The organism is Oscillochloris sp. ZM17-4 (assembly GCF_019599295.1).
Lineage (GTDB): Bacteria > Chloroflexota > Chloroflexia > Chloroflexales > Chloroflexaceae > Oscillochloris.
Map to the genome: position 1 here is coordinate 1 of NZ_JAIEWN010000023.1, position 6,024 is coordinate 6,024.

Consider the following 6,024-nt stretch of genomic DNA (forward strand, 5'->3'; position numbering starts at 1 on the left):
CGGCGCGCAGCGCCGCTCCGGCGCGACTTCAGTCGCCAGCCGGTGGGCTTGACCCAGCGCTTACTCGCGCTAACAAAATCTTTCGGGGGCGGCGAAGCCGCCCCCGAACCCCCACCGGGAGGTGACGTTGCAGAAGCCCTGTAGCGACACATCGCCCAGACAAAAACGTGTGGGGCGGCAGCGCCGCCCCACACCGCGCCGACAGGTGCCGCGCTACGCGCCGAGGCGGGCCAGCTCCTCTTCAACCACCTTCTCGTCGAGCTTCTTAAAGAGCGGCTTCGGCTCACGCAGCGCCTGGCCCACCGGCAGATCGCTCAGCTCCCAGCGGCCCACCCAGCCGGTGTAGTCGCCAGTGAGCACGCGGTGGCTACGGCCGCTCGCCTCAGTGTACTCTTTAAACTCCAGCGGCCCGGCGATAAAGCCATCGTGGCCGAGGTACTCGTGGAGCTTCTGGCTGCTGAAGGGCAGGAAGGGCGTGAAGTAGATCCGCAGGCTGTGGACGCAGCGCAGCGCGGTGTACCAGATCGTCGCGGCGCGCTCGCGGTCGACCTTGATCACCTTCCAGGGCTCCTGCTCGCTCAGGTAGATGTTCACCAGGCCGGCCAGCCGCATCGCCTCGGTCAGCGCCGCCTTGAAGCGGGCGCCCGCCAGCAGCTCACCGATGCTGGCGAAGCCGCCCTCCACCTGCGCGATCACGGCGGCGTCGGACTCGGACAGCGCGGCGGGCTGCGGGATGCTGCCGAAGTTCTTATACACATTGGTGAGCGTGCGGTTCACCAGGTTGCCCCAGGTCGCCACCAGCTCATCGTTGTTGCGCCGCACAAACTCGGCCCAGGTGAAGTCGGTGTCCTGGTTCTCCGGGCCGGCAATCGTCAGGAAGTAGCGCAGCGAGTCGGCGTCGTAGCGGCTGAGCACATCGTTGACATAGATCACGACCCCGCGCGAGCTGGAGAACTTCTTACCCTCCATGGTCAGGAACTCGCTCGACACCACGTTGTACGGCAGCTGTAGGGGCGTAGCAGGCCGCCCGACGCCATCGGAGGGCAGCAGCTCTTCCAGACTGTCCAGTGTCTTATAGAGGATCTGGAGCGGCTCAGCCTGCTGCGCCCCTACGGTTGCCGCCGCGGATCCGCCGCCATACACCCCGCCCGCGCCGTAGCCGAGCAGCATCCCCGGCCAGATCACGGTGTGGAAGACGATATTATCCTTGCCCATGAAGTAGTAGTGGCGGGCGTCGGGGCTCTGCCACCAGTCGCGCCAGGCCTCGGGGGTGCCGCGGTTATTGGCCCACTCGATGCTGGCCGAGAGGTAGCCGATCACCGCATCGAACCAGACATAGATCTTCTTATCATCGCGGTCGACGTACTCAGGCAGCGGGATGGGCACGCCCCAGTCGAGGTCGCGGGTGATCGAGCGCGGCTTCAGCTCCTTGATGAAGTTCAGCGAGAAGCTGCGCACATTCGGCCGCCAGTGATCCTGGGAGCCGATCCATGCGCTCAGCCGCTCGCCGAAGGCCGGCAGGTCGAGCAGAAAGTGCTCAGTCTCCTTAAAGATCGGCGTGCTGCCATCCACCTTCGAGCGCGGGTCGATCAGATCGACCGGGTCGAGCTGGTTGCCGCAGTTATCGCACTGGTCGCCGCGGGCGTCCTTATAGCCGCAGATCGGGCAGGTCCCCTCGACATAGCGGTCGGGCAAGGTGCGGCCGGTGGTGGCCGAGAAGGCGCCGAGCGTCTCCTGGCGCAGGATGTAGCCCTTGTCGTAGAGCGTCTTAAAGAGGTCCTGCGTGACGGCGTAGTGGTTCTCGGTCGTCGTGCGGGTGAAGGTATCGTAGCTCAGCCCCAGGTTGAACAGATCGTCGCCGATCACCTGGCTGTAGCGGTCGGCGATATCGCGCGCGGTGATGCCCTCCTTATCGGCGGCGAGGGTGATCGGCGTGCCGTGCTCATCGGTGCCGGAGACCATAAGCACGTGGTTGCCGCGCAGGCGGTGGTAGCGGGCGAAGATATCGGACGGGACGCCGAAGCCGGCGACATGGCCGATATGTCGCGGGCCGTTGGCGTAGGGCCACGCCACGGCCACGAGGATATGCTCGGGCATAGAACCCCCTATCGAATGCTGAATGCTCAGTGGTGAATAGTGAATTCCGGACAGAGGTGGACAGGCAGGATCGCTGAACGCTAAGCGGGGGGTGCGGAAAGAGCGGCGCCATTCAGCACTCACCATTCACCGTTCAGCACTCACATGAAGCCGCGAGCGGTGAGCAGGAGGCCACACCAGTGCCAGGGCGAGGCCCGGCGCGGGGCGAGGGGCGGGGCGGCATGCTGCGAGAGGGCGCTGGACATGATCATCGTCCTCATCATAAATGACCCGAACACGGGGCGAGTGGATTATAGCACGACCCGGCTGCGCCGCGGGACACAGGGCAGGTTAGCGCCGCGCCAATCAGAGCCTCGCCAACGCTGAATAGCCGCATCTCAGCCCCGATGCGCCACAGAGCCCCCCGCCGCAATTGCGACGGGGGGCTCTGCGAGGTCTTATTCGTTGGTGCCAAGGACCAGACTTGAACTGGTGACCCCCGCATTTTCAGTGCGATGCTCTACCAACTGAGCTACCTTGGCCTGAGCGAGTGCCGTGGAGATCGTGTGCGAGATATGCACCCTCAGGCTGGTGGGCGATGACGGGCTCGAACCGCCGACACCCTCGGTGTAAGCGAGGTGCTCTACCAACTGAGCTAATCGCCCCCAGAAAAGATGGTGCCCAGGAAGGGACTTGAACCCTTACGACCGTGGTTAGGTCACTAGGCCCTCAACCTAGCGCGTCTGCCAATTCCGCCACCTGGGCTCAACACGGGCGGTATTATAGCGGTGCGGGCGCGGTTTGTCAAACGCCGAGCTCGCGGCGCAGCGCATCGATCTCGCCGTCGATCTGGGCGCAGAGCGCGGCGCGCTGATCGGGGGGCAGGAAGGTCGCCCGGGCGGCGCTGCGCACCATCGTGGCCAGCTCATCGGCGCCGAAGCCGAAGTGGGCCACGGCGCGGCGATACTCCTCGGTGATCGTGGTGTGGAAGAAGGTCGGGTCGTCCGAGTTGATCGTCACCGCAACCCCGGCGTCGTAGAGCTGGCGCAGGGGGTGCTCGGCCCAGGAGGCGACCGCGCCGGTGCAGAGGTTGCTGCTGGGGCAGACATCGAGGACCACGCCGCGCTGGGCGAGGGCCGCGATCAGGGCCGGGTCGTCGACGCTGCGGATGCCGTGGCCGAGGCGGGTCACGCCAAGCGCATCGATGGCCCCCCAGACGCTGGGCGGGCCGACGACCTCGCCGGCGTGGGCCATCAGGCCGAGCCCGGCGGCGCGGGCGGCGGCGAAGACCTCGGCGAAGGGCTCGGGTGGGTAGCCGATCTCGATGCCGCCGATCGACCAGCCGACCACGCCGAGGTGCTGCGCCTTGCGGGCGACCTCAAGCACCTGCCAGGCCAGGTCGGGGCCGTACTGACGGCCGTGGTCGAGGGCGATCCGCACCTGGGTGCCCGTCTCGCGCTCAACCTGGGCGAAGCCTGCGGCGGTGCCGGTGATCGCCTCGTAGAGATCCATGCCGCGCCTGATATGCTGCATCGGCGAGATCATCACCTCGGCGTAGCGCACCTGCTGGGCGGCCAGATCCATGCCGAGCTCATAGGCCAGGCGGGCGAAGTCCTCGCCGCGCACGATCGCCCGCGCCATCGCCATGAACACCGTGATAAACTCGCCGAAGTTGCGGTAGCGGAAGAGCTGCTCAACCCCCGCGATATCGCGGGCGGGCAGCTCGACCCCGTTCTGGCTGGCCAGGTCGAGCAGCGTCCGCGGCGCTATCGCGCCCTCCAGGTGCAGATGCAGCTCCACCTTCGGCATCCGCACGATAAACTCGTCGAGCTCCGTGGTCAGCACGGCGATACTCCTTCGGCAAGGGTACAGGGTACAGGGTACAGGCCGAGCGCGTCAGCGCGACCTGCGTGATGCCAATCTGTAACGCAACCTGGAGCCTTGTCGTACACCGCTACGAAGAGCGGCGGGGCCAAAAAAGGGACATAGCGCATCCGCTATCTCCCTCGTCGTTTGCTGGACGGACCTGTCAGGTGGGCGCGAGCGTATTCGCGACACTATAGTTGTGCATGTTGCGCGCCCATCTGACAGGTCTCTCGGTCACGAGATCCCCGAGGCCCGCAGGCGCTCGGCGTTATCGTAGACGATCAGGGCGTCGATGATCTTGTCGATCGAGCCCGCGAGGACGCCGGGGAGGTTGGAGAAATTCTGGCCGATCCGGTGGTCGGTGATGCGGTCTTGCGGAAAGTTGTAGGTGCGGATCTTCTCGGCGCGCTCGCCGGTGCCGACCTGGGCCAGGCGCGAGGCGCCCTGCTCGCGCTGCTGCTTCTCCTGCTCGCGGGCGTAGAGCTTAGCCCGCAGCACCGACATGGCCTTCTCGCGGTTCTTGATCTGCGAGCGCCCGTCCTGGCAGGTGACGACGATCTCGTCGGGGGTGCCGCCCCTATACACCAGGCGCACGGCCGAGTCGGTGGTGTTGACGCCCTGGCCGCCGTGGCCGCCGCTGCGGAACACGTCGGTGCGGACGTCCTCGTCCCGGATGTCGATCACGGTGGGCTCGACCTCGGGCATGACGGCGACGGTGGCGGTGGATGTGTGGATGCGCCCGCGGGCCTCGGTGGCGGGCACGCGCTGCACGCGGTGGACGCCGCCCTCGTACTTGAGCTGGCTGTAGGCGTTCTCGCCGCGGATCTCGAACACGGCCTCTTTGAACCCGCCGACGCCATTATCGGTGACGCTGTCGAGCTCGACCCTCCAGCCGCGCAGCTCGGCGTAGCGCACATACATGCGGTAGAGGTCGGCGGCGAAGAGGGCCGCCTCATCACCGCCCTCGCCCTGACGGATCTCGATGATCACATCCTTGGCGTCGTTCGGGTCGCGCGGGAGCAGCAGCAGCTTGATCTCGTCCTCAAGGCGCGCCAGCGTCGCCCGCTGGCTCTCCAGCTCCTCCTGGGCCATCTCGCGCAGCTCAGGGTCGCCGGCGCTCTCGTTGAACATCGTGTGGGCCTCGGCGGCGGCCTGCTGGGCCTTCATATAGGCCCGGAAGGCGCTCACCACCGGCTCAAGATCGCTCTGCTCGCGGGCGTACTGCTGGAGCAGCGCGTGGTTGCTCACCACATCGGGCTGGGCCATCAGCTCGCCGAGCTCGTCGTAGCGGGCGGCGACACTTTTGAGTTTATCAAACATATGGGCAGATTACCCCCGTCTGTAGTGGATGGACATTATAGCATGGTGATCAAGAGGCCTCCGGCCGCCGGCCCCGCAGTATTTTGGTAGTGGGAGTGGGCGGCTTCGCCGACCACTCCCACTACCAAAGCCAGGTCTGGGGCTTCGCCCCAGGAGCATCACTGTTAGAGCTGCCGCCCTAAAAACCGCCGTTGTTTTGGCCAACATGGCCAGCTTCGCTGGCCATGTTGGCCAAAACAACAAGAAATTCCGGGGGCAAGGGCTTACGTTGCTGCGTCTGGGGCTTCGCCCCAGGAGCACAGCAAGACGGCACGGGGGGCGAGCTACGCTCGCCTCCCCATGCCGTCTTGCTGTGCCGACCTAGTAGCCCTTCGAGATCTTCTTGCGCCGGTTGCGCTCGGCGCGGCGACGCTTCTCTTTGCGCTGCTCGCTCTTGGACACGAAGTGCATCTTCTCGCGGAAGGTCTTCGTGATGCGCTCAGAGACGACGCCCTTATTAAACCGGCGGATCAGCTGCTCAACTGTCTCGCCGTCACGACGCTCAACTTTCATAGCTGTGTACGATCGGCGATGTGCGAACCGCCGCGGCCATGCCGCCCGGCTCGGGCCTGAAGATGACGCGGGGCAGCGCCCCGGCCCGACAACGCGTCTCACCGCTCGTTCTGCTCACCCCCTTTACCGTGGATTTGGTGTGGCCCCATAGCAGCTGGGCGGGTCGCCCGAAACACCGACGCGAAGTATATCCGATACAGGCGCATGTTG

4 protein-coding genes and 3 tRNA genes are annotated in these 6,024 nt (G+C 65.8%); all 7 read right to left on the reverse strand.

Features of this window, described 5'->3' with window-relative positions; translation table 11 throughout:
* Window positions 1–213: 213 nt before the first annotated feature.
* Complete coding sequence (locus K2Z83_RS16565) at window positions 214–2,097, reverse strand: methionine--tRNA ligase (protein WP_220596305.1); 1,884 nt, start codon at window positions 2,095–2,097, stop codon at window positions 214–216.
* 445 nt (window positions 2,098–2,542) lie between these two features.
* Window positions 2,543–2,618, reverse strand: a tRNA-Phe gene (locus K2Z83_RS16570).
* 47 nt (window positions 2,619–2,665) lie between these two features.
* Window positions 2,666–2,741 (reverse strand) — tRNA-Val (locus K2Z83_RS16575).
* Window positions 2,742–2,751: 10 nt separating this feature from the next.
* Window positions 2,752–2,841: transfer RNA gene (locus K2Z83_RS16580), tRNA-Leu, on the reverse strand.
* Between the two features lie 39 nt (window positions 2,842–2,880).
* Window positions 2,881–3,921, reverse strand: a complete 1,041-nt coding sequence (gene add, locus K2Z83_RS16585) for an adenosine deaminase (RefSeq protein ID WP_220596306.1) — start codon at window positions 3,919–3,921, stop codon at window positions 2,881–2,883.
* A 255-nt stretch (window positions 3,922–4,176) separates the two neighbouring features.
* Window positions 4,177–5,262: a peptide chain release factor 1 gene (gene prfA, locus K2Z83_RS16590; RefSeq protein WP_220596307.1), complete on the reverse strand. Its 1,086-nt coding sequence runs from the start codon at window positions 5,260–5,262 to the stop codon at window positions 4,177–4,179.
* 360 nt (window positions 5,263–5,622) lie between these two features.
* A complete protein-coding gene (rpsU, locus tag K2Z83_RS16595) occupies window positions 5,623–5,814 on the reverse strand; it encodes a 30S ribosomal protein S21 (RefSeq protein ID WP_129685326.1) in 192 nt (63 codons plus the stop codon).
* Window positions 5,815–6,024 lie beyond the last annotated feature (210 nt).

Bases quoted from the DNA above. Each gene is read 5' to 3' on its own strand.
- K2Z83_RS16565 (WP_220596305.1), bottom strand. From the start codon at position 2,097: ATGCCCGAGCATATCCTCGTGGCCGTGGCGTGGCCCTACGCCAACGGC.
- prfA (WP_220596307.1), bottom strand. From the start codon at position 5,262: ATGTTTGATAAACTCAAAAGTGTCGCCGCCCGCTACGACGAGCTCGGC.
- rpsU (WP_129685326.1), bottom strand. From the start codon at position 5,814: ATGAAAGTTGAGCGTCGTGACGGCGAGACAGTTGAGCAGCTGATCCGC.